The organism is Vreelandella hamiltonii (assembly GCF_014651775.1).
GTDB lineage: Bacteria > Pseudomonadota > Gammaproteobacteria > Pseudomonadales > Halomonadaceae > Vreelandella > Vreelandella hamiltonii.
The window spans coordinates 1-19,609 of the sequence record NZ_BMXN01000034.1 but is presented as its reverse complement, the minus strand read 5'-3'; the positions used below and the strand labels follow the sequence as shown (position 1 = coordinate 19,609).

The window sequence follows — 19,609 nt, the reverse complement described above, 5'->3', positions numbered from 1 at the left end:
GTGATCCTGTTTTTTTTAGAGTCACTCCGAGTATCGAAAGGTTACTGTTCCAATCATAGCGATTTTGTGCGCTACTTTTTAGAACACCCAAGCGAATAAACGCTTGGCCAACGCCCAGCGTTCGTTGGCCTGCGCCAGATAGCGACAGCGGCGCCGAGTTGGCTCTATACTCGAACACGACTAAAGTCTAACAACTTAACAACACCACACTTTCGAGGTCCGCTTAGACACACCATGCCCATTTCACTGCCCTTACGCCGCCTCTGGACACTGGATAAGTTCGCCTACAGCCTGAGGGTCTTCATCGCCTTCAGCGGCGCCTTGTTGCTGAGCGGGCTGATGGGCGACGTGGCCCTGGTGATCCCGCTGTTTCTCGGCATCATCGCCTGCGCGCTCTCGGAAACCGACGACAGCTGGCAAGGGCGGGCACAAGCCCTGGCGGTCACCCTGCTGTGCTTTGCCTCGGCCTCGTTCGTGGTGCAGTGGCTATTCCCCTGGCCGTGGCTCTTTGCCGTGGGGCTGGCAGTCTCCACCTTTACGCTGATCATGCTGGGCGCCATTGGCCAGCGCTACGCCACCATTGCCTCGGGCACGCTGATTCTGTCAATCTACTCCATGATCAACATCGAGCAGCACGGCGGAGTGGATGAGGACGTGGCGGCACGCCAGCTGCTGCTGCTGGGCGGCGCGGCCTGGTACGGGGCGATTTCCGTGGTCTGGTGCGCGCTGTTCTCGCGCCAGCCGGTCAAGCAGAGCATGGCACGGGTGTACAAGGCGCTGGGGGAGTTCTTGATCCTGAAATCGGCGCTTTTCGAGCCTGTACGCGGGGTCGATGTGGAAGCCCGACGCGTGGCACTGGCCCGCCAGAACGGCCAGGTGGTGGATGCCCTGAACCAGGCCAAGGAGATGATCTTTCGCCGCCTCGAAGGCCAGCGCGGCAGCCGCAAGCTCAACCGCTACCTGCAGATCTACTTCATTGCCCAGGATATCCACGAGCGGGCCAGCTCCACCCACTACCCTTACAGCGCGCTCACCGATGCGTTTTTCCACCACGACGTGCTGTTTCGCTGCCAGCGCCTGCTGGACCAGCAGGGCCGTGCCTGCCGTCAGCTGGCCAAATCGCTGCTGCTCAATCGCCCGTTCAGTCACGAGCAGAGCGAGCAGGCGCTAGCCGACCTGCGCGCCTCCATCGAGAACCTCCGCGAACGCGGCAAGCCCGAGTGGCGGCCGCTGATTCGCCCGCTGACCGCCCTGGCCGATAACCTCACTACCCTGGAAGCCCAAATTGCCAGCGCCCATAACCCTGCCGCCGATGAAGAGCGCCGCGACAGCGCCCTCTACGACCGCTCGCCTTCCAGCCTGCTGGAAGCCTGGAAGCGCGTGCGGCTCAATTTCACGCTGGGCTCGCCCACCTTTCGCCATGCGGTACGCCTGACCACGGCCCTGGTGGTCGGTTATGGGCTGCTGCAGTGGCTGGACCCCAAGCAGGGTTTCTGGATACTGCTGACCACGCTGTTCGTGTGCCGCCCGAACTTTGCCACCACGCGGCGCTTTTTATCTCAGCGTATCCTCGGCACGGTGCTGGGCCTGACCGCGGGCTGGATGTCGATCAGCCTGTTTCCCCAGCCGCTGGTCCAGAGCATGATCGCCGTGGCGGCGGGGGTGTCCTTCTTCGCCAATCGGGAAAAACACTACGTGATTGCCACTGCCTCCATCACCCTGCTGGTGCTGTGCAGCTTCAATCAGGTGGGGGATGGTTTCGATCTGATCTGGCCCAGGCTGTTCGATACCCTGATTGGCTCGCTGATTGCCGGGCTGGCGGTGTTCTTTATCCTGCCGGATTGGCAAGGGCGGCGGCTCTACCTTGAGGCGGGCAAGGTGCTGACCAACCATCGTCACTACCTGGACGAGATCGTGCACCAGTACGAAGAGGGCAAACAGGACGACCTGGCCTACCGCCTGGCCCGGCGGAATGCCCACAACGCCGATGCGGCGCTCTCGACCCTGCTGACCAACATGCTCCACGAGCCAGGCCACTACCGCAAACAGGACGCCGACAACGGCCTGCGCTTCCTGGTGCTCTCCAACACGCTGCTCAGCCACCTTTCGGCGTTAGGTGCGCACCGTCATCGGCTGGCCGACGACGAAGACGACGCCACCCTGGTGCCGCTGGCCAAACGCATCAGCGCCCTGCTGGAACAGCTGGCCACACAGCTGGACAGACGCCTGCCGGTGGAGCCGCTGGCCGCCCAGGCCCAGGAGCTGCTGGCGCTGCTGGAAGAGCAGAGCAATACGCTGGATGAGAAGGCCATGACCCACTACCGCCCCATCCAGAGCCAGCTGCGTCTGATCGCCGAGCAACTGGGCCCGCTCAGCGAGGCGGCTGGGCGACTGGTGGCGCCCGGCAGCCTTCAAACCGACGCGGCTGAAGCGCTACGCTAACTCCCGCACACCGGCCTCTTACACCTGCAGCCTCACACCGGCCTTCACACCTGCCCATAACGCCCGGCGGCTTCGCCCAGCCAGCGGCGCACCAGTACCGCGGTGACTTCGGCGTTGCCCTGGAGCGCCTGAGCCAGGGCGGTGACCCGCTCCAGCTGGTCGGCATCGCGCTCCAGGTCGGCGATTTTCATCTGGGCGAGGCCGGTCTGTCGGGTGCCGAGCACTTCGCCGGGGCCGCGAATTTCCAGGTCTTTTTCGGCAATGCGGAAGCCGTCGGTGGTTTCGCGCATCACGCTGAGCCGCTCTCGGGAGCTTTTGGACAGCGGCGCGTGGTAAAGCAGCACGCAAAAACTTTCGGTGCTGCCCCGCCCAACACGCCCGCGTAGCTGGTGGAGCTGAGAAAGCCCCAGGCGCTCCGGGTTTTCGATGATCATCAGGCTGGCATTCGGGACATCCACGCCGACCTCGATCACCGTGGTGGCGACCAAAAGGTCCAGCTCGCCGGTCTTGAAGGCCTCCATCACCTCGGCTTTTTCGGCGGCCTTCATGCGCCCATGTATCAGCCCAATGGCCAGCTCCGGCAGCGCCTGGGTGAGCTCGTCCCGCGTGACCTCCGCCGCCTGGCACTGGAGCACTTCGGACTCCTCGATCAGCGTGCAGACCCAATAGGCCTGGCGGCCATCGCGGCAGGCATTGCGGATACGCTCGACCACTTCCGGGCGGCGCTCGTCCGAGACCACCACGGTCTTCACCGGCGTGCGCCCCGGCGGCAGCTCGTCGATCACCGACACGTCCAGGTCGGCGTAGGCGCTCATGGCCAGGGTGCGGGGAATCGGCGTGGCGGTCATGATCAGCTGGTGAGGCGTCAGCCCACCGGCCTCCCCCTTTTCACGCAGGGCGAGGCGCTGGTGCACGCCAAAGCGGTGCTGTTCGTCGATGATCGCCAGCCCCAGGCATTGGAAATGCACATCGTCCTGAAACAGCGCGTGGGTGCCCACCACCATCCGCGCTCGGCCATCGGCGATGGCGGCCTTGGCATCCAGCCGCGCCTTGCCTTTCAGTTTGCCCGCCAGCCAGGCGACGTCGATGCCCAGTGGCTCGAACCATGCCTTGAACGAACGATAGTGCTGCTCGGCGAGAATTTCCGTGGGCGCCATCATCGCCGCCTGGCAGTTGCCCGCCAGCGCCGAGAGCGCGGCCATGGCCGCCACCACCGTCTTGCCCGACCCCACATCCCCCTGCACCAACCGCAGCATGGGCGCCGGGCGTGCCAGGTCGAGGGCGATCTCCTCCAGCACGCGGCGCTGGGCTCCGGTGAGGGCAAACGGCAGCTGTGCCAGAAAGCGGGTTTGCAGGCTACGCCCGGAGGGCAGCGTCGGCGCGCCATCGGCCTGAATGCGCAGGCGCACTTCCCGCAGGCTAAGCTGATGGGCCAGCAGCTCCTCCAGGGCGAGCCGCCGGGTGGCGGGGTGAAGCCCCTGGGCAAGCTGCTCCAGGTCCACGTCCGGTGGTGGCTGGTGCAAGAGCTGCAGGCTGGCATGCAGCCCCGGTAGCTGGAAGCGCTGGCGCAGGATGTCGGGGATCACGTCCGGCAGCGTTTCAGGGGCTTGCGTCAGCAGGCGCAGCGCCTGCTGGGCCAGGGCCCGCAGACGTGCCTGATGCAGCCCCTCCGTGGTGGGGTAGATGGGCGTGTAGTACTCCTCCACCGGGGTTTCGCTGCTGCCGCTCAGGCGATACTCCGGGTGGTAGATTTCCAGCCCCGTGGCTCCTGCCCGGGCTTCGCCGAACGCACGCACGGTGGCGCCGGGGCGCAGCTGTTGCTGCTGAGCCGGAGAGAAGTGAAAGAACCGCAGGCTCAGGATGCCGCTCCCGTCGCGCAGCCGCACCAGCAGGCTGCGCCGCCGCCCCTTGACCACGTCGCTGGCGGTCACTTCCCCTTCCACCACCGCCTCCTGGCCCGCCCGCAGATGGCCTATCGGCGTCAGTCGCGTACGGTCCTGGTAGCGCAGCGGCAGGTGAAACAGCAGGTCGCTGACGCGCTCGACCCCCAGCCGCGCCAGCTTGATGGCCAGCGCGTCGCCTACGCCCTTCAGCGCCGTGACCGGAGCAGCCAGTTCACTCATGAGTCCGTATGGGCCTTGTGGTCCGGTTGCTGGCACTGGCCAATCGCCTGGGCCAGGGCATCGATGGCCTTGGGCCTGGGGAAGCTTGCGCGCCAGGCAATCGCCACCGTGCGCGAAGGCGCGGGCTCCACAAAGGGACGACTGACCAGCATGGCGTTTTCGTACTGGTCGGTGCCCAGCGCCGACTGGGGTAGTACGGTAATGCCCAGCTTGGAGGCCACCATGTGGCGAATCGTTTCCAACGAGCCGCCTTCGGCAATCAGGGTGTTGTTGGGGCTGTTCAGCTTTTGGGTAATGGCCGGGCAGGCTTCCAGAATCTGGTCACGGAAACAGTGGCCTTCCCCCAGCAGCAGCAGGCGCTCTTCCAGCAGGTCTTCCTTGTGGATGGCTTCACGCGCTACCCACGGATGGCTGGCGGGCATCAGCACTTCGAAATGCTCGTCATAGATCGGCTTGGTGACTACATCGGTTTCGGTGAAGGGCAGCGCCACGATGATCACGTCCAGCTCGCCATTGCGCAGCTTGGCGCGCAGCGTGCCGGTCATGCCCTCTTCGATGTACAGCGGCATCTGTGGCGCAGCGTTGGCCAGCGCAGGCACCAGATGGGGAAACAGGTAGGGCCCAATGGTGTAGATGGCGCCAATGCGCAGGGGGTTGGCCAGCTGGTCCTTGCCTGCCTTGGCCAGTTCGAAAATCAGCCCACTCTGTTCCAGAACGCGCTGCGCCTGCGCAACGACCTTTTCACCCAGCGGCGTTACCTGTACGGTGGACTTGGAGCGCTCGAACAGCGCCACTTCCAGTTCGTCTTCCAGTTTTTTCACCGCCACCGACAGGGTGGGCTGTGAAACGTGGCAACGTTCAGCGGCACGGCCAAAATGGCGCTCTTGTGCAAGGGTTACGATGTAGCGTAGTTCTGTTAAAGTCATGGTGGTGCCAGTGGCATCCTCTCGTTGCAGCTCGTGACTGGTAATCGTAATTAGCGAGATGGAAAAGGACAGACAAGCCCTATTGAAGATGGCACATCTCATAGGGACTTTGTATCTAATAGGGAATATTTATCAAGAGGGGTGAGCAAGGTGAAGCTAACGGTACTGATTATCGGCTGTGGAGATATCGGCGTCACGCTTGGCAAGGAGCTGCTGGACGAAGGGCACCGCGTGATCGGCGTGCGCCGCCAGGCCGATGCACTGGCCAACACGGGCATCGAGCCGCTGGCCCTGGACCTTAACGACCTGGAAGGGGCACCTGCCAACGCCTTGCCCAGCGCGGACTACGTCATTTACACCGTCAGCGCCGACCGTTTCGAAGAGAGTGCCTATCAAAGCGCTTACCCGGACGGTCTGAAACGTGTGCTGAGCGTGCTGGAACAGCACGACACGCCGCCCAAGCGAATCTTCTTCGTCTCTTCTACCAGCGTTTACGGCCAGCAGGAAGGCGAAGTGGTCAATGAAGAGAGCCCCACTGAATCCACCAGCTTCTCCGGCACCCTGATGTGCGAAGCCGAGCAGTCACTGCTCAACCACCCGCTGCCTGGCACCGTGGTGCGTTTCTCGGGCATTTATGGCCCGGGGCGTGACCGCCTGATCCACCAGGTGGCAGAAGGCCGCATTGCCGCCGTGACGCCGGTGATCTACTCCAACCGGATTCACCGCGACGACTGCACCGGCATCCTGGCGCACCTGATTCGCTGTCAGGAGAGCGGTACGCCGCTGGCAGACCTTTACCTGGGCAGCGACTGCGAGCCGGTGACCATGCACAACGTGATGGCGTGGCTGGCGAAACAGTTGAAGGTGGAGTCCACCGAGACCATGCAGTCCCCCCTGCGCCGCCGGGCCAGCAAGCGCTGCGACAACCGCCGTATTCGTGAAACCGGCTACACCTTCCGCTACCCCAGCTACAAGGAGGGGTATCTGCAGGTGCTCAAGGAAGGCGGGTTTCTGGAACTGCAAAAAGCCTGACGCTACCGCGCGAGCTTTCGTGAACCACTAGCCTCTTGACCACTACCCAAAAAGCGAGCTCCACGGCTCGCTTTTTGCTGTGCCGTACCAAGCCTTGGCGTTAGTCGCCAATCACCATGACCGCTTCGGCTTCTACCTGGCTGCCCTTGGGCAGCGCCTTCACGCCCACCGCCGCACGGGCCGGGAAAGGCGTGGAGAAGAACTCTTCCATCACCTTGTTGACGATGGCGAAGTTGTCCAGGTCCACCAGGTAGAGGTTGAGCTTGACGATATCGCTCAGCGAGCCCGCCGCCTCTTCGCACACTGCCTGCAGGTTGGCAAACACCTGACGCGCCTGGGCTTCGAAATCGTCGGAGACCAGCGCCATGGTGTCCGGGTCGAGGGGAATCTGGCCCGACAGATACACCGTGTTGCCCGCCTTGATGGCTTGTGAATAGGGGCCAATGGCCGCCGGGGCTTTCTCGGTGTTGATAACCGCTTTATTGCTCATTGCGTCTCTTGCTCCTGTAAGAATGCATCGATGGATGATGATCGCCATGGCTGACGCCGCCAGCCTGACAGGCCAGCGGCGGGTACCAGGTCGTTTTAATTGGCCGTACGGGTAATCTTGCCGACGTTGGGCAGGTTGCGGATCCGCTTGATGATCCGCGCCAGATGGACTCGCCCTTTCACCGACAGGGTCAGGTTGACCGTCGAGAGCCGTGCGTCACGCTCTTCGATGCCGATCCGCTCGATGTTGGCGTCCGCATCGGTCACCAGCCCGGCCAGCTCGGCGACCAGGCCACGGCGGCTTTCGATCTCGATGCGCAGGGCCACCGGGAAGTCTTCGTCGATATTTTCCGACCACTCCAGGGCAAACAGCTTTTCCGGGTCGTTCTTGCGCTCGGAGAGGTTCTTGCACTCACTGCGGTGCACTACCAGCCCCTTGCCCACAGAAAGGTGCCCCACCACCGGGTCGCCCGGCAGCGGGTGGCAGCAGCGCGCAAAGTTGATCACCATGCCTTCGCTGCCGCTGATGACCACCGCCTTGTCGCTGTTGTCGGCCAGCGTCTTGTCGAAGCTCTCGCCGTGGGCCACGTCCACCAGCCGCCGAGCCACCACGTGGGCCATGCGATTGCCCAGCCCCATCGACTCCAGCAGCGCATCCATGGAGCTGGCATCCAGCTCTTTCAGCGCCTGTTCGAACACGCTTTCGTCCAGCTCTTCCAGGCTGGTCTCGAAGGGGGCCAGCGCCTTGTTGAGCAAACGGCGCCCCAGCATGATGGCTTCTGCCTGCTGCTGGTGCTTGAGCGCGTGACGGATGGCCGAGCGCGCCTTGGCGGTGGTGACGAAATTCAGCCAGGCCAAGTTGGGGCGCGCGCCGGGCGCGGTGATGATTTCCAGCGTCTGGCCGCTTTCCAGCCGTGTCGAGAGCGGCGCCAGGTGGCGGTCGATTCGGCAGGCAATGCAGTTGTTGCCGATATCGGTGTGCACGCTATAGGCAAAATCGATCACCGTGGCCCCTTGGGGAAGCTCCATGATGTCGCCCTTGGGCGTGAACACGTAGATATCATCCGGGAACAGATCGTTCTTGACGTGCTCGATGAACTCCAGCGAGTCCCCCGCGTGGCGCTGCATTTCCAGCAGCCCCTTCACCCAGGCGCGGGCGCGGGCGTGGCTGCCTTCGGCAATCGGATGCGCGGTCTGGCCAGCCTTGTAAAGCCAGTGGGCGGCAATGCCGTTGTTGGCCATGGCTTCCATTTCGCGGGTGCGGATCTGCACTTCGATGGGCATGCCACGCTGGCCGAACAGCGTCGTGTGCAGGCTCTGGTAGCCGTTGGCCTTGGGAATCGCGATATAGTCCTTGAACCGCCCCGGTACCGGTTTGTAGAGGTTGTGCACCACGCCCAGAATCCGGTAACAGCTGGCCACGTCTTCGGTAATGATACGGAACCCGAAGACGTCCATGATCTCGGCAAACGGCTTGCGCTGGTCGCGCATCTTCTTGTAGATCGACAGCAGATGCTTCTGGCGGCCAATCACCGTGCCCTGCAGCGCTTCGTCGTCCAGGCTCTGCTGTAGCGAGGCCTGGATTTCACGCATGGCGCTGCGGCGGTTGCCTCTGGCGCTGGCCACCGCACGCTTGATGCGCTCGGCCCGCATGGGGTGAATCGCCTGGAACGAGAGGTCTTCCAGCTCCACACGAATGGTGTTGATCCCCAGTCGCCCTGCAATACGGGCGTAGATTTCCAGGGTTTCCCGGGCAATGCGGCGCTTCTTGTCGGGCCTTAGAGCCCCCAGAGTGCGCATGTTGTGCAGCCGGTCGGCCAGCTTGACGATGATGACGCGGATGTCCCGCGACATCGCCAGCACCATCTTCTGGAAATTCTCCGCCTGGGCAACGGCCTTGTCTTCGAAGGTGATCTGCGTCAGCTTGGAGACGCCATCCACCAGCTCGGCCACCGGCTTGCCAAACTGGGCCGCCAGGGCTTTCTTGGAAACGCCGGTGTCTTCGATGACATCGTGCAGCATGGCGGCCATCAGGCTCTGATGGTCCATGTGCATGTTGGCGAGAATATTGGCCACCGCCAGCGGGTGGGTCACGTAGGGCTCGCCCGAGCGACGGCGCTGGCCGTCGTGGGCCTGCTCGGCGTAATAGAAGGCGCGCTTGACCTGCTGGATCTCGTCCGGGGGTAAGTAGCCGCCAAGTCGGTCGGCCAGGTCATCAATGGTGAACATGTACCGCGCCCCTGATCGGTGCTAGCTTAGTCGTCGATTTGAGCGCTGGGCGTCATGGCAGGACGCGCCCGCACCGGCGCTTCGACCGGCTCATCCAGAACCGTATGGTCGACCAGGCCTGCGGCGATTTCACGCAGCGCCATGACGGTGGGCTTGTCGTTTTCCCAGGGCAGTTGGGCATCACGGGAGCCACGCGCCAGCTGACGGGCACGCTGGGTAGAAATCATCACCAGTTTGAAGCGGTTTTCTACGTTTTCGAGACAATCTTCGACGGTTACGCGAGCCATGGGGCCATCCTGTAATAACGACGCTGGGCCGGCAGGGCTGAAAACGCCGCCGACCCAGCGAAAAAAGTAGTCATACGACCCGATAGATTACTCGACGCCAGGCGCCTGTGACAAGAGCGCAGACAGCAGGGGCGCATGACGCTGCTGCATGGTGGCCAGGGTCAGGCGGTGGCTGATCACCAGCGACTGCAGTTCCTGCAGTGCCGTGGTGAAGTCATCATTGATCACCAGGTAGTCGTATTCATCGTAATGGGACATCTCGCTGACAGCATCGCGCATGCGCCGAGCAATCACCGCGTGCTCATCGGTGCCACGGCTCGACAGGCGGCGCTCCAGCTCACTGCGCGACGGCGGCAAGATGAAGATCGACACGGCGGCAGGCATCTGTTCGCGGACCTGGCGCGCGCCCTGCCAGTCGATTTCCAGAATCACGTCTTGCCCGGCATCCAGCAGCGTTTGCACGGCCTGACGTGACGTACCGTAGTAATTGTCGAAGACTTTGGCATACTCAAAGAAATCGCCGCGGGCAATCATGGCTTCGAACTCGGGAATCTGCGTGAAGTGGTAGTTCACGCCGTTCACTTCGCCTTCGCGCTTGGCACGGGTGGTATGAGACACCGATACCTGAATGCCATCCAGGCTCTCTATCAGCTCGCGAACCAGGCTGGTTTTACCCGCCCCAGAGGGGGCAGAAACGATATAAAGCGTACCCTGGGACATGCAGCGCTTCCCTTGTTGATCAAAAATGGGCGCGGGTGACGGCCCACGCCAATAGCGCGCAGTATCGCATACCCCTGGCAGGGACTGTAGGGGTTCAAGAACACCACACGGAGGTCACCATGCGCACTCTCTTCTTCCTGCTCCTGCTGGTCGGGGTCGGCGTTGCCATCTACAAGGACATCATCGTCATCCCGCGCCACTGGGCGCCCTGGGCACCGCTGCACGTGGACGACCCGGTCACGCCCGTCACCCAACTCAAGCTCAAGCGCCTCGACGACGACCGCGAGGCCTGCCTGGCCGCCCTGGACACCGTCCCCGAGGGCGGGCTGAGCTATACGCCGCTGGCCGACTACTCCCCCACCGCCAGCTGCCCGCTGACTAACGTGGTGCGCATGCAATCCAGCAGCGTGCGCTTCAGCCAAAGCTTCGTGGCCACCTGCCCCTTGGCACTGGCCTGGGTGATGTACGAACGCCATGCCCTGCAACCGGCTGCCGAAGCCATCATGGGCAGCCCGGTCGCCCAGGTGGACCATGTGGGCAGCTTTGCCTGCCGGAATGTCTACGGACGCGAAAGCGGTCGACGCAGCGAGCACGCCACGGCTGAAGCTTTGGATGTGGTGGGCTTTCGCTTCGAGAATGGTCGTCAGATTACGCTGATTCGCGACTGGGATGACGAGGGAGAAGTAGGAGAGTTCTTGCGGGCAGCGCGGGATGGCGCCTGCGATACCTTCGGCAACGTGCTGGGGCCGGATTACAATGCCGCGCATGCCGATCATTTCCATCTGGGCATGCGCGGTTTCAGGCTGTGCCGCTAGTGGCCTGTGCCAACGTCAGTCGAGGCTGATGTCCTCTTCATCGGTCAGGGCACCGGTCGCAGCACCTGCGCCTGCGCCAATCACCGCGCCACGGCCAATACTTCCGCCAGTGGCCGCTGCTGCGCCAGCACCGACGGCGGCACCTACGCCTGCGCCGCTGGTGGCGCGCTCTCCAGTGGTTGCGCCACAGCCCGCCAGGGCCAGGGTCAGCGCCGCGATGGCACTCAGGGTCAAGCTACGCGAGACGTTCAATGATGGGCTTTGCATGGGTCACCTCCTTATGGGTTGCATCTTACACCCTAGGAACACTCCAGCTTTTTTGCCACTTTTAATGCCCCTTGTCTTGCTTGAGAAAACGCTTATTTATAGCCTTGCGCCACGGTTTGGCCAGGGGCTTCAGCGCGCTTTTCAAGCCAGCGCCCCCAGGCAAAAATGACCAACCCGCACAGCGCCAGCCCCGTTCCCACCAGCCCGGTGCTCGACCAGCTGAACCCGGCACTGATCACCAGCCCCGCCAGCCACGCCCCCAGCGCATTGGCCCCGTTGAACGCCGCATGATTCATGGAAGCCGCCATGGTCTGGGCATCTTCCGCCACGTCCATCAAGCGTGTTTGCAGCGAAGGCGCCAAGGCCATGCTGGTGCCGACCAGGCCAACGAACAGCAGCCCGCTCCACACCTGATTGGCGGCAAAGTAGAACAGCCCCTGCACCACCGCGCACCACACCAGGATGGCGGGAATTGCCCGCATCAGGTTTTTATCGGCCATGCGCCCACCGATCAGGTTGCCCACGATGGAGCCGAGGCCAAAGATGACCAGCACCAAGGGGCCCAAGGCTTCACGCATGCCCGCCTGCTGGGTCAAGGTGGGCATCACGTAGCTGAAAATCGAGAACATGCCGCCACAGCCGATGCAGGCAATGGCAATGGTCACCAGCACACGCTGCTTGACCAGCGCGGAAAGCTCACGCAGCGGGCTGGCCTGGGCATCGAAGGGCTGCACGGGCACACAGAGGCGAATCAACAGCGCCGTCAGCAGAGCAATCACGCCCACCCCGGCAAAGGCAATTTGCCAGCCAAACAGGTTGCCTGCCCAGGTGCCCAGCGGCGCCCCGATCAGAATGGCCACCGTCAGCCCCATCATCACCCGGGCAATGGCCCGCGCTCGTTGATCGACCGGCACGGCGCCTGCTGCCACCAGCGCCGCCACGCCAAAGTACGCCCCGTGGGGCAGCCCGGCCAGAAAGCGTAGCCCCACGAACGACCAGAACCCTGGCGCCATGGCGCTGGCAATGTTACCCACGGCAAACACCAGCATCAGCGCAATCAGCAGCGCTCGCTTGGGCACCCGCGCGGCCAGCGCCGAAATCAGCGGCGCCCCCACCACGACCCCCAGGGCGTAGCTGCTGATGGAATAGCCTACCTGCGGCACGCTCACGGCCAGGTCTTCCGCCACGCGGTTCATCAACCCCATGATGACGAACTCGCTGGTGCCGATGCCGAACCCGCCCAGCGCCAGCACGAATTCCGCCCACCGCGGATGCCGCGCCAGCCCCGTTGATGATGCTTGCATACCTCACTCCCCAGGCGCGGGATAACGCGCCTGTTCACGAAACGATCCTGGATAGTCGCAAATGATGGCAGGATTAGACGAAAGTAGAAACATGCCGCGCTAAAAAAGTTAGCATGCAAAGGGAAAGACATTCTGCACGTGCGCGTCATCATCAAAGAAGCAACTGCTAGGATGTTACGATGCTCTGTTCATCAAGTGAGACGGTCATGACTCCCAGTACCATCGAGCACGCCATGCAGGCATTGGCCCATGCCGACCCCGACATTGCGCGCGCCTACCCCCTGGTGGGTGCGCCCAGCCCGCGCCAGCGCGACCCCGGGTTTGCCACCTTCTTCTCGACCATCGTCAGCCAGCAGATCTCCACCGAGGCCGCACGGGCCATCATGGGCCGAGTGAATACGCTGCTGCCGGAGCTGCACGCCAAAGCGGTGATGGAGGTGGAAGGCCAGGCGCTGCGGGATGCAGGCTTGTCGTGGCGCAAGATCGAGTATGCCAAAGGGCTGGCAGAGGCGGAGCTGGCGGGCACCTTTAGCTCCGATGGGTTGGCGCACCTCAGCGATGACGAGGCGATTGCCGCGATTACCCAGCTGCGTGGGTTTGGCCGCTGGAGCGCCGAGATCTACCTGATGTTCTCGCTCAAACGCCCCGATATCTTCCCCGCCGACGACCTTGCATTAAGAGTGGCGCTGGGCCGCCTGAAGGGCATGGAGGACAAACCCACGCCGAAGCAGGCCCGCCAGTTGGTGGAACCCTGGGCCCCCTGGCGCAGCGTGGGGTCGCTGTTTTTATGGCACTACTATCGCGGCGAGCCGGTTTAGCGCGGCGGTTACAGCGTCAGCCCGCCAAACTTGCCGTTCTGGTAATCCTCTACCGCCTGCACGATCTCGTCGCGGGTGGTCATCACGAAGGGGCCGTGGGAATAGACCGGCTCATCGATGACATCGCCATGGCCAAACAACAGGCGCGCATCGCTGGCTGCCTCGATGGCAAGGCTCTCGCAGTCACGGTCGAGCTCAATCAAATGGTGCGCTTTGGCAGGCTCGCCGCCCACCGTCACGTCACCACTCACCACGTACAGAAACACCTGCCGCCCAGGGGCCACGGGAAGCTGCTCATTGGCACCCGCAGGCAGCGCGAGTGTGGACATGAACACGCCGGTCAGCGACTCGATCGGGCCTGACTGCCCTTGCCACTCCCCGGCAATCAGGTTGAGCGTGCCACCGCCCGCCAGGGGAACGGCGGGAATGCCTTCCTGCTGCAAGCCCACGTAGCGCGGCTCGCTCATCTTCAGCCGCGACGGAAGATTGACCCACAGCTGGAGGATTTCCAGCGGCCCGCCTTCGCGCAGGAACTCAGGGGGCGAGATTTCTGCATGCACGATGCCGCTGCCCGCGGTCATCCACTGCACGCCGCCTGCATGAATCACGCTCTGATGTTTGGCGCTGTCGGCGTGGGCCAGCGAGCCCTCCAGAATGAAGGTGACCGTCTCGAACCCCCGGTGGGGGTGCGGCCCAAACGGCAGCCCACGATTATTGGCGGGATACACCTGCGGGCCGTGGTGATTCAGGAACAGAAACGGATCGAGCTGATCCACGCCAGGCCCCGGCAGCGGCCGGCGGGTGACCAGGTCACCGATATCGTCCCGATGGGCAGGGTGCTGAGCGACCACGCGGCGAACGGATGGGGTATGGGGTGATGACATGACGTCCTCCTTATCAATACGCCCAGCGTAAAACCTCAGCGACGCGATGAGGAGCGAATAATTTGCCTTGGTTCATTGAAGGAAATGCACAAAACCTCAGCGGCTGGGAATGCTCAGCCGCCCCACCACCGCAAACCCATCCTCCTGGGGGCGCACGACCACCATTTCCCCGGAACTGACACCGCCGCCGATCAGCGCCGTGATATTCACCTGATGCGTGACCATCAGCAGGTTGCCCGGCCCCTGCCACGCCTCTATACGGCTGCGCGCCGCCTGGGTAATGGCCATCTGATCCCCCCGCCCGCTAAAGAACGAGTTCAGCCACGTCGCAGACGTTATCGGCCCCAACGCCATCAGCTCGGCGGTTTCCAGTGCACGGCACCATTGGGAGCTGTAAACCACATCGATCGCCACGCCCTGCTGCCGCAACGCCTGCCCCGCCGCTACGGCCTGAGCACGCCCTTCACTGGAAAGGTTGCGCTGGGTGGCACACGTTTCCAACACAAACCCCGGCGGGTCGCCGATGCCCGGCGCCAGCAAGTGGCGCATGAGAATGACCAACCCACCCTGCTGCAGCGCCTGCCAAGTGGCGGTATTGGCCTGAGCAGCAAGGGGCACAAGGCCAAGCAGGCCCGAGAGCATGCACAGCGCGAAGATACGCAGGGTGAACATGGGCAAACCCTCTGATGAGAACGGTCTTCCCCTCTTTTATCAGAATTTCGTCACCACGGTGACCCCCGCGCCTTCGAACTTGTCCATGTTGACCAACGCCTGCACGGACTCTTCCAGCGTGATACGGCGGCCAATCAATTTTTCAGGCGCCAGCTTGCCTGACTGGATCATCGCCAGCATGGCACCGTAGCGATGCGCCTGCATGCCATGGCTGCCCAAAATTTCCAGCTCGTTGGCGATCACCTTGCTCATCGGCACGGCGGGCGTGCTGTGGTCCGCCAGCATCAGCCCGACCTGAACATGCTTGCCGCGCTTGCGCAAATTGCTGATGGAGTTGAAGCAGGTGGTGGGGTGGCCCAGCGCGTCCAGCGAGACGTGCGCGCCGCCTTGGGTGATCTCGACCACCGCCTCCACCACGTCGGCCACCTGGTTGGCGTTCACCGTGGCCACCGCCCCCAGCTGGCGCGCCAAAGCCAGCGCCTGCTCGGAAATATCCACCGCCACCACGTTGGCGCCGGCTGCGCTGGCAATCATGATGGCCGACAGCCCCACACCGCCGCAGCCGTGCACCGCCACCCACTGGCCCGCCGACACGCGGCCCTGGTCTACCACCGCACGAAAAGAGGTCACGAACCGACAGCCCAGGCTGGCGGCGGTATCGAACGTCAGGGTATCCGGCAGGGCGACCAGGTTCACATCGGCATAGTGAATGCTCACATACTCGGCAAACGAGCCCCAGTGGGTGAATCCTGGCTGAAACTGGTGATCGCACACCTGATGGTGGCCTGCATGGCACTCCGGGCAGGTGCCGCAACCGCCGACGAACGGCACGGTCACACGATCCCCGACCCGCCACTTCGTCACGTCCTTGCCCACCGCTTCCACCACGCCGGACAGCTCGTGCCCCGGCACATGGGGAAGCTGGATATCCGGGTCGTGACCCATCCAGCCGTGCCAATCACTGCGGCATACGCCGTTGGCCATCACCTTGACCACCACCCCGTGGGGCGCTGGCGCTGGGTCGGGCACCTGCTGGATGCTGGGCGGGGCGGAAAACTGCTCGAAGACGACGGCTTTCATGGGTATCTCCCGAAGGCGTTAGCGGCAAATGGCGTGCGCCCACTATAGCGAGCCACGCCCGAAATTACGTTTCTTTCTCATGGACATTCTCGGCCTTTTTGAATCACTCTTTCTTGTCAAAGGGGTAAATCAAAAGGAGCTTTCAACATGAGCGAATTGGATAAAAAGGATGCCAAATTGGCCGCGTTGCTCCAAGCCGATGGGCGTGTCTCCAACGCGCAGCTGGCCGAGCATCTTCACCTGAGCGAAGCCACCTGCTGGCGGCGTCACAAACGACTGGAAACGCTCGGCGTGATCAAGGGCTATCAAGCCATCCTCAACCGCCGCAAAGTCGGCGCCAGCGTGCTGGCCTTCGTGCAGATCACCTGCACCCAGCACAGCGAAGCCGCGACGGCAGAGTTCGAGCGCCTCATCCAGGCCAGCTCCCGCGTACTGAGCTGCCACAACACCACCGGCGAGGCCGACTTCCTGCTGCAAGTCGTCGCCAAAGACCTGGACGACTACAGCCACTTCGTCGAAACGGTGCTGCGCCAACTGCCCGGAGTATCGAGCATCCGTTCCAACCTCTCGCTGCGAGAAATGAAGGCGACCAGCCACTTGCCGGTTGAGGAGTTGTTGGGGCTGTGAGCTTATGCCCCGTTTTCTGTTGTTGGACGATACCGATGTTCAGCAGGCCTTTGCTGCCCACCTACGCAGGTTGCGCGAGCAGGCCAAGCTATCCCGTGCGGCGCTGGCGCAGCGCAGCTGTGTGCCCGCCCCGACCATCAAGAAATTCGAGCTCACCGGGCAAATTTCTCTCCGCCAACTGCTGTTGCTCTGGCAAAGCCTGGATGACCTAGCACGGCTCTATGCGCTGACGCAACCCGATGCCCTCGCCGCTAAACAACCCTCCTCCATCGAAGAGGTGCTCAAAGAGGGTCTATAAGTTTGAGCAGCAATTGAACATCAACGAATTAAGCTGATCGCGTTACTCAACCATCTGGCTCAACGCACTCCCGCGCGGTAGCTATCGGGCTCCAGCCAGAACTGTTCGTGGAGATCGCCTTTCAGAAAAAATAGTTTCGGGCCCTTACGGAAGTTGAACAGGCGGAACAAATGATAATTTTCAGAATGGGCGCGCGAACAGTTTAGCTCGTTAGGTGTGATGAAAAACGCGCACTCCTTGGCAAACGCGGTTGTTTTGACTTCGATCAGCCGGTCACGGCCGTCAGGCTCGAAGGAGCGGATATCGAACCCTAATCCATCCCCCTGAGTCACCGCGACGTGCTCTACCCGCTCAGCCAGCTTATCCAGCCCGGCTTGAAGCAGCCGATGCTACTCAAACCGCATCACTAGGTGCTCACCTGCAAGCCCTAGCTCACGATTGCGGGTTTCCCGAGCCAGGTAGTCGCGTTTTTGCGGCGGGCGGACCGAATAATCAGCATGAAATTCGCGAACACCTTGTTGCGGTGGTGTCGTTCTAGGAGGTTCGACAATGATACGTTCATCGACGATGCCAACGGTATCCACCACCGGGAGATCAGCAGCCAAACGTGCCGCGCGATCAACGAGCTCGTTGCCTAGCAACAGCTCCTCGACAACGTCAACTAGGCTTTGTTGATAGTTACTACGAGGCTTGTAGCCTTCGACATAGGGGCAGTTAGCATCGCGCAACACTGCACTGATATTACAGTGCTTGAACTCAATGGCACCGGCCGAGCGGCCATCAAGCTGTGCCATCAGTGTTCGGTTAAGTGCGCGCTTGTTATAACTTTGCCCACTCAGTTCCGCTACTAACATCTGCCGGTAGGTAGCAACGATTGCCTCTACCTCCATTGCACTCCAAGCTGTCGCTCGACTCATGTTCATCACTCAATATTCTGTATCTTAATATTGATCTATAAAAAAATATCTTAAAAATCAATTAACTATTACAAAAAAACATAAAAAAAATTATTTCACTACCCAATATACTACCCATTTGGTCTAGAGAAGCTCCCTCCAAGGCCATAGCTGTAGGGCCCTATGTGATTGCCTGCCCGCTTGGCAAATAACCCGAGGCCCTCGGCCTGCCATTTCCTCATCCCCGTGATCGGCGATTGATGATGTAGCACTTTCCACAAGGCAGGGTGACTGATCAGCTAGCAGTATCGCTTGTCGCGTATGCTCCAGATTTTCTGCCTAAAGTTAGCGACGAGTCGTCAGCACGTCGCTAGTACGGCTGTTGAGGTACTCCATCATGCAATTCATTTGCAGCCTAACAGACTTGATCAGTCGGTGATCAATGCAATGGGCTAGACTCTCCTGATCGCAGGGGCTCTCATCTTAACGAATCTAAAGATAGACTCTAAAGAAATATCATGGCATGGAGCTGAGAGCTTCCCTGATGGCTAAGGTGTTCTTAATTTTTTGAATCCAGTCCTTGCTATTAGCAGCTCGCCCCACTGAGTGGTGTAACGCGGCGTTCGTCGCTCGCTTCGCAGTGACCATGCGTTGTTAGAGCGCGCCAAGCCAATTTGCACAGCACCTCTGCCTAGCTCACGGTTGAGCATGTCCATAGTGTTCATCAGTCGTTCGCTACGTTTGTCTTCTTCATCAGTCTGAAGGGTTTCAGTGAGAGTGAGCTGTCGGTTAGCTTTAGGCGATAGATCAAGCAGCATGAGACCCACTTTGTGAAAGGCGTACCCTTTTCGCCAGAGACGACGCAAACCCTGTACCGCAGCGGCGATGATCTCACGACTATCATCAGTGGGCCGATCCAGAGAAATGACCATTCGTTGACGATATTGGGGTAAATCCGTACGAAACGAGTTGGTGCGGATAAACACCATGACGGCGCTAGTGACGCTTTGCTGCTTACGAAGTTTTTCGCCCGCCCTGGCAGCATGATGCCGTAGCGCCTCCCTTAACTGATGGGGATCGTTGGTAAGCCGCCCAAACGAACGAGACACCATGATCTGTTGTTTAGGCTGGCCCATGTCATCTAGCTGAATGGAGGGTTGCCCCCGCAACTCCCAGACAATGCGCTCCTGCACCACACTAAATTGCCGACGGATATGTTTCGGGTCTGCCTCTCGCAGGTCCCAGGCAGTCTCAATGCCCATGACGCGTAATCGCTCGCTGGTGCGGCGTGCAATGCCCCATAGTTCGGTGACAGGCAACTGCTTCAACAACGCTTTAGTAGGCGCGCCTTCTGCAAGCAACGTGCATACACCTTGGTCTCTATATGCAGGGTGTTTTTTAGCGGCATGATTGGCGACCTTGGCCAACACCCGAGTCGGCGCAAAACCCACTGACACAGGTATACCTGTCCACTGCTTCACCGTATCCCGCAGAGCTTGGCCTCGTTGCTCCAGGGTGTCTACCTCAAATCCCTGAAACCCGACAAAACTCTCATCAATGGAATACACCTCTACATGGGGTGAGAACTCGCCCAGCACCGAGTTATTGTCAAATTCTGTGTATGGCCGGTCAGGCGGCAGTCCTGTCTGACTGATCGGTCAAGGGTTCGCCGTCCTTGAACTGGACGTTGTTCACGACCA

General features: G+C 61.6%; 20 protein-coding genes. 6 read left to right on the top strand and 14 right to left on the bottom strand.

The features are described from left to right. Positions 1 to 234 precede the first annotated feature (234 nt). Positions 235 to 2,442, top strand: a complete 2,208-nt coding sequence (gene yccS / locus IE091_RS17290; RefSeq protein ID WP_189464219.1) for a YccS family putative transporter — start codon at positions 235 to 237, stop codon at positions 2,440 to 2,442. Between the two features lie 44 nt (positions 2,443 to 2,486). Here yccS and recG read toward each other — a convergent pair whose 3' ends face one another. Together recG and IE091_RS17280 are read right to left on the bottom strand one after the other, a co-directional pair. After that, positions 2,487 to 4,565 (bottom strand): ATP-dependent DNA helicase RecG, encoded by a 2,079-nt coding sequence (gene recG, locus IE091_RS17285; RefSeq protein WP_189464218.1) that lies wholly within the window; start codon positions 4,563 to 4,565, stop codon positions 2,487 to 2,489. After that, positions 4,562 to 5,491 carry a hydrogen peroxide-inducible genes activator gene (locus IE091_RS17280; RefSeq protein WP_081138541.1) on the bottom strand — a complete coding sequence of 310 codons (930 nt, stop codon included), beginning with the start codon at positions 5,489 to 5,491 and terminating at the stop codon, positions 4,562 to 4,564. Before IE091_RS17280 ends, recG begins: the two co-directional genes overlap by 4 nt. A 150-nt stretch (positions 5,492 to 5,641) precedes the next feature. Between IE091_RS17280 and IE091_RS17275 the strand changes: the two genes are divergently transcribed. Further along, positions 5,642 to 6,523 carry an SDR family oxidoreductase gene (locus IE091_RS17275; protein ID WP_039179271.1) on the top strand — a complete coding sequence of 294 codons (882 nt, stop codon included), beginning with the start codon at positions 5,642 to 5,644 and terminating at the stop codon, positions 6,521 to 6,523. A 100-nt stretch (positions 6,524 to 6,623) separates the two neighbouring features. On the opposite strand, the gene IE091_RS17270 is transcribed toward IE091_RS17275, so the two are convergent. The 4 genes from IE091_RS17270 to gmk all read right to left on the bottom strand — a co-directional run bounded on the left by IE091_RS17270 (position 6,624) and on the right by gmk (position 10,248). Beyond that, entirely contained in the window at positions 6,624 to 7,013 is a 390-nt protein-coding gene (locus IE091_RS17270) for a RidA family protein (RefSeq protein WP_016915500.1), read from the bottom strand. Between the two features lie 95 nt (positions 7,014 to 7,108). Beyond that, positions 7,109 to 9,241, bottom strand: coding sequence for a RelA/SpoT family protein (locus IE091_RS17265; protein WP_039178929.1), 2,133 nt, complete (start codon positions 9,239 to 9,241; stop codon positions 7,109 to 7,111). Positions 9,242 to 9,267: 26 nt separating this feature from the next. After that, complete coding sequence (gene rpoZ / locus IE091_RS17260) at positions 9,268 to 9,528, bottom strand: DNA-directed RNA polymerase subunit omega (protein ID WP_016915502.1); 261 nt, start codon at positions 9,526 to 9,528, stop codon at positions 9,268 to 9,270. A gap of 87 nt (positions 9,529 to 9,615) precedes the next feature. Then, positions 9,616 to 10,248 carry a guanylate kinase gene (gene gmk, locus IE091_RS17255; RefSeq protein ID WP_096921775.1) on the bottom strand — a complete coding sequence of 211 codons (633 nt, stop codon included), beginning with the start codon at positions 10,246 to 10,248 and terminating at the stop codon, positions 9,616 to 9,618. Positions 10,249 to 10,367: 119 nt separating this feature from the next. Between gmk and IE091_RS17250 the strand changes: the two genes are divergently transcribed. After that, complete coding sequence (locus IE091_RS17250; protein WP_096921774.1) at positions 10,368 to 11,063, top strand: extensin-like domain-containing protein; 696 nt, start codon at positions 10,368 to 10,370, stop codon at positions 11,061 to 11,063. 15 nt (positions 11,064 to 11,078) lie between these two features. On the opposite strand, the gene IE091_RS17245 is transcribed toward IE091_RS17250, so the two are convergent. Together IE091_RS17245 and IE091_RS17240 are read right to left on the bottom strand one after the other, a co-directional pair. Then, entirely contained in the window at positions 11,079 to 11,330 is a 252-nt protein-coding gene (locus tag IE091_RS17245) for a hypothetical protein (protein WP_039178940.1), read from the bottom strand. A 92-nt stretch (positions 11,331 to 11,422) separates the two neighbouring features. Next, positions 11,423 to 12,634: an MFS transporter gene (locus tag IE091_RS17240; RefSeq protein WP_039178944.1), complete on the bottom strand. Its 1,212-nt coding sequence runs from the start codon at positions 12,632 to 12,634 to the stop codon at positions 11,423 to 11,425. A 206-nt stretch (positions 12,635 to 12,840) separates the two neighbouring features. On the opposite strand from IE091_RS17240, the gene IE091_RS17235 reads away from it, so the two are divergent. After that, the gene (locus IE091_RS17235; RefSeq protein ID WP_189464217.1) at positions 12,841 to 13,452 is read left to right on the top strand and encodes a DNA-3-methyladenine glycosylase family protein; all 612 of its coding nucleotides are present in this window, start codon (positions 12,841 to 12,843) and stop codon (positions 13,450 to 13,452) included. 8 nt (positions 13,453 to 13,460) lie between these two features. Here IE091_RS17235 and IE091_RS17230 read toward each other — a convergent pair whose 3' ends face one another. The 3 genes from IE091_RS17230 to IE091_RS17220 form a co-directional block, all read right to left on the bottom strand. After that, positions 13,461 to 14,336 carry a pirin family protein gene (locus IE091_RS17230; protein WP_189464216.1) on the bottom strand — a complete coding sequence of 292 codons (876 nt, stop codon included), beginning with the start codon at positions 14,334 to 14,336 and terminating at the stop codon, positions 13,461 to 13,463. A gap of 96 nt (positions 14,337 to 14,432) precedes the next feature. Further along, entirely contained in the window at positions 14,433 to 15,008 is a 576-nt protein-coding gene (locus IE091_RS17225; RefSeq protein WP_189464215.1) for a histidine phosphatase family protein, read from the bottom strand. A gap of 39 nt (positions 15,009 to 15,047) precedes the next feature. Beyond that, on the bottom strand, positions 15,048 to 16,088 hold the full coding sequence (locus IE091_RS17220) for a zinc-dependent alcohol dehydrogenase family protein (RefSeq protein WP_189464214.1): 1,041 nt from the start codon (positions 16,086 to 16,088) through the stop codon (positions 15,048 to 15,050). A 147-nt stretch (positions 16,089 to 16,235) separates the two neighbouring features. On the opposite strand from IE091_RS17220, the gene IE091_RS17215 reads away from it, so the two are divergent. Continuing rightward, positions 16,236 to 16,715: an Lrp/AsnC family transcriptional regulator gene (locus IE091_RS17215; protein ID WP_189464213.1), complete on the top strand. Its 480-nt coding sequence runs from the start codon at positions 16,236 to 16,238 to the stop codon at positions 16,713 to 16,715. Positions 16,716 to 16,719: 4 nt separating this feature from the next. Next, positions 16,720 to 17,013: a helix-turn-helix domain-containing protein gene (locus IE091_RS17210; protein WP_189464212.1), complete on the top strand. Its 294-nt coding sequence runs from the start codon at positions 16,720 to 16,722 to the stop codon at positions 17,011 to 17,013. Between the two features lie 59 nt (positions 17,014 to 17,072). Here the strand turns inward: IE091_RS17210 and IE091_RS18480 are convergent, their stop codons facing one another. The 3 genes from IE091_RS18480 to IE091_RS17200 form a co-directional block, all read right to left on the bottom strand. Further along, complete coding sequence (locus IE091_RS18480; protein ID WP_268246889.1) at positions 17,073 to 17,372, bottom strand: protein NO VEIN domain-containing protein; 300 nt, start codon at positions 17,370 to 17,372, stop codon at positions 17,073 to 17,075. A gap of 30 nt (positions 17,373 to 17,402) precedes the next feature. Then, positions 17,403 to 17,930 carry a hypothetical protein gene (locus IE091_RS18475; protein WP_229800882.1) on the bottom strand — a complete coding sequence of 176 codons (528 nt, stop codon included), beginning with the start codon at positions 17,928 to 17,930 and terminating at the stop codon, positions 17,403 to 17,405. A 527-nt stretch (positions 17,931 to 18,457) separates the two neighbouring features. Beyond that, a complete protein-coding gene (locus IE091_RS17200) occupies positions 18,458 to 19,507 on the bottom strand; it encodes a Y-family DNA polymerase (protein ID WP_268246888.1) in 1,050 nt (349 codons plus the stop codon). Positions 19,508 to 19,609 lie beyond the last annotated feature (102 nt).

What these genes read in the sequence shown, in the direction of transcription:
- IE091_RS17280 (WP_081138541.1), bottom strand. Translation starts at nt 5,491, where the DNA reads ATGACTTTAACAGAACTACGCTACATCGTAACCCTTGCACAAGAGCGC.
- IE091_RS17240 (WP_039178944.1), bottom strand. Translation starts at nt 12,634, where the DNA reads ATGCAAGCATCATCAACGGGGCTGGCGCGGCATCCGCGGTGGGCGGAA.
- IE091_RS17235 (WP_189464217.1), top strand. Translation starts at nt 12,841, where the DNA reads ATGACTCCCAGTACCATCGAGCACGCCATGCAGGCATTGGCCCATGCC.
- IE091_RS17220 (WP_189464214.1), bottom strand. Translation starts at nt 16,088, where the DNA reads ATGAAAGCCGTCGTCTTCGAGCAGTTTTCCGCCCCGCCCAGCATCCAG.
- IE091_RS17265 (WP_039178929.1), bottom strand. Translation starts at nt 9,241, where the DNA reads ATGTTCACCATTGATGACCTGGCCGACCGACTTGGCGGCTACTTACCC.
- IE091_RS17245 (WP_039178940.1), bottom strand. Translation starts at nt 11,330, where the DNA reads ATGCAAAGCCCATCATTGAACGTCTCGCGTAGCTTGACCCTGAGTGCC.
- IE091_RS18475 (WP_229800882.1), bottom strand. Translation starts at nt 17,930, where the DNA reads ATGAGTCGAGCGACAGCTTGGAGTGCAATGGAGGTAGAGGCAATCGTT.
- IE091_RS17210 (WP_189464212.1), top strand. Translation starts at nt 16,720, where the DNA reads ATGCCCCGTTTTCTGTTGTTGGACGATACCGATGTTCAGCAGGCCTTT.
- IE091_RS17250 (WP_096921774.1), top strand. Translation starts at nt 10,368, where the DNA reads ATGCGCACTCTCTTCTTCCTGCTCCTGCTGGTCGGGGTCGGCGTTGCC.
- recG (WP_189464218.1), bottom strand. Translation starts at nt 4,565, where the DNA reads ATGAGTGAACTGGCTGCTCCGGTCACGGCGCTGAAGGGCGTAGGCGAC.
- IE091_RS17270 (WP_016915500.1), bottom strand. Translation starts at nt 7,013, where the DNA reads ATGAGCAATAAAGCGGTTATCAACACCGAGAAAGCCCCGGCGGCCATT.
- IE091_RS17215 (WP_189464213.1), top strand. Translation starts at nt 16,236, where the DNA reads ATGAGCGAATTGGATAAAAAGGATGCCAAATTGGCCGCGTTGCTCCAA.
- rpoZ (WP_016915502.1), bottom strand. Translation starts at nt 9,528, where the DNA reads ATGGCTCGCGTAACCGTCGAAGATTGTCTCGAAAACGTAGAAAACCGC.
- gmk (WP_096921775.1), bottom strand. Translation starts at nt 10,248, where the DNA reads ATGTCCCAGGGTACGCTTTATATCGTTTCTGCCCCCTCTGGGGCGGGT.
- yccS (WP_189464219.1), top strand. Translation starts at nt 235, where the DNA reads ATGCCCATTTCACTGCCCTTACGCCGCCTCTGGACACTGGATAAGTTC.
- IE091_RS17225 (WP_189464215.1), bottom strand. Translation starts at nt 15,008, where the DNA reads ATGTTCACCCTGCGTATCTTCGCGCTGTGCATGCTCTCGGGCCTGCTT.
- IE091_RS17230 (WP_189464216.1), bottom strand. Translation starts at nt 14,336, where the DNA reads ATGTCATCACCCCATACCCCATCCGTTCGCCGCGTGGTCGCTCAGCAC.